Source organism: Rhizobacter sp. P1_G5, assembly GCF_056405435.1.
On the sequence record NZ_JBFUCB010000857.1, the window covers coordinates 1 to 1,974 of the forward strand.

The 1,974-nt window shown below is 65.8% G+C and carries 3 protein-coding genes; 2 read left to right on the plus strand and 1 reads right to left on the minus strand.

The features are described 5' to 3' along the window. Window positions 1-265: 265 nt before the first annotated feature. The gene (locus tag AC1D12_RS31970) at window positions 266-802 is read right to left on the minus strand and encodes a pyridoxamine 5'-phosphate oxidase family protein (protein ID WP_477826054.1); all 537 of its coding nucleotides are present in this window, start codon (window positions 800-802) and stop codon (window positions 266-268) included. Window positions 803-964: 162 nt separating this feature from the next. On the opposite strand from AC1D12_RS31970, the gene AC1D12_RS31975 reads away from it, so the two are divergent. Then, window positions 965-1,411, plus strand: a complete 447-nt coding sequence (locus AC1D12_RS31975) for a hypothetical protein (protein ID WP_477845188.1) — start codon at window positions 965-967, stop codon at window positions 1,409-1,411. Between the two features lie 11 nt (window positions 1,412-1,422). Continuing rightward, window positions 1,423-1,974 (plus strand): hypothetical protein (locus tag AC1D12_RS31980; RefSeq protein ID WP_477845189.1); only part of this gene is annotated, 552 nt, incomplete at its 3' end.

Here is a 1,974-nt window from a genome sequence, read left to right on the forward strand (position 1 = left end):
GCGTGGTGTCGGTGGCGGGCGCGAAGGCGGCGGCCGATTCCGACGGCGCATCAGCTGCCGGCGCATCCGCCGTACCGCTCTCGCTGCCGCCGCACGCTGCCAGCGTGCCGATCAGGCTGATCGCCGCGGCCACGCCGGCGGCATTCCACTTCAGGTGAATCCTGCGCATCGTCCGTCCCCTGGTTGGCAGGTCATTGCCTGCGTCGCGGCAGTGTTATGGAACTGGTTCCAACTGGCAACGGCGGGGATGTGAGCAGGTGTGTAGCTACAAGCTGACGCGCCCCTCGATCGAGTCGTCGAGCGTCTTGCCCACGGCCGCGCCGATCAGGATCTTCAGGCCGGCGATGGCGTCGCCGTGCTTGTTGTCCCAGTAGTAGCCATCGGTCGGTACGAACTCGATGACGGTGATGCGCGGATCGTCGATGCCGCCGGTGAACCAGGTCTTGATCGGTGCGGCCCACAGTTCCTGGATCTTCGCCTTGTCGGTCGAGACGGTCGCGCGGCCTCGCAGCTGCAGGAAGTCGGAGTGCTTCGATGCCTGAAAGTACAGCGTGACCTGCGGGTCGGCCGCGATCTCGGCATTCTTGTGGCTGTCATTCGCGCTGAGGAACCACAGGTGGCCGCGCTCATCTGTCTGTTGCACGCTCATCGGCCTTGCCGCGACCGCGTCGCCGATGCGGCTTGCGGTGCAGAAGAAGCACGATGAATTCTTGTCGACCACCGCGCGGATACGGGCGATGGCGTCGGCGGCCTGCAGGTCCTGGCGGTTCTGCTCGGGTTGTTGCTGGTTGATGGAGTCCATGGGGCTGCATCGTCCCGTTCAACTCGCGCGCTGTCAGCCGGGGTGCATGCCGAGTTCACGTCAGCCGTGTCCGACGGTCCATAGTTAGTAGTGAGGGTGCGGACCTTGCCGCACTCCCATAGCATTTTCCGGTCTCGAATGCGAAGAGCGAGTGGAGGCCACATGCTGAAAAGCCCGCTGTTGAGGGCCCTTGCCGCAGGACTGTCGATGTCGGCATGGAGCGTCGCCGCCGCGCCGCTCATTCTGATCACGAAGGAAGAAGCGGCCCTCCCGTCCACGACACTGACCGCGAGGTCAGGCGTCACGCTGCCACCGACCATCGAGGTGCTGTCACCGAAGGCAGGGGAGCCGGTGAAGTCGCCCTTTCGCCTGAGGATCGCGTTCCGCGCCCATGGCGATGCCAAGATCGATCCGGGCAGCGTGAACCTCGTCTACTCGCGCCAGCCGCCGGTCAACCTGACGGAGCGTGTCAAGCCCTTCCTGACCGCTTCACGACTCRATATCCAGGAGGTGGTCGTTCCGCCCGGCCAGCACGAAATCCTGATCAGCGTCAGCGACGACCAGCTGCACGATGGCGTCCGCAAACTCGCGTTGACGGTGCGGCCTTGAGGAACCGGGCGATGAGTACGGGACGATCGCTGCTCGCCCGCTGGCCGGATGCGGACCTGTGCCCATACTGTCACTCCAAGACCGGCGAGTCGCGTGCCTGCAGCGCCTGTGGCCGCGATGTCGACCTGCTGCGCGAATTGCGCCACGAACTGGAGTCGGTCCGGTCGCTCGCGCCGTATGCCGCAGCCATCGCACCATGCCGCGCCGAGCCGCTGGCCCGCCGGCTGCTCAGCCGCTGCGGCTGGACCATCGTGGCCATCCTGCTGGCAGAGGTATCGCTCGTCCTGGTCTATGACACCTCCGACGTCTACCTGTACGCGGCCGCAGCGGCTGCCTCGCTGGTCTCGGGTTATTCGCTGGGCATCCGCCTCGCGGCGCGGCAAGCAGGCCTGACCCTGCTGAGCATTGCCGCGACCGCCTTCCTGTCCGTGTGGTTGACGACCGCGGTAACCGGCCTCCACACCTGGGCAGTCGGTGACGCCCCGCTCGAACTGGCCCCTCATTCCCCGACCGATTGGCGTGAGGCTCTCCGATTTGTCACCACGATTGCACTGGCCATGCTG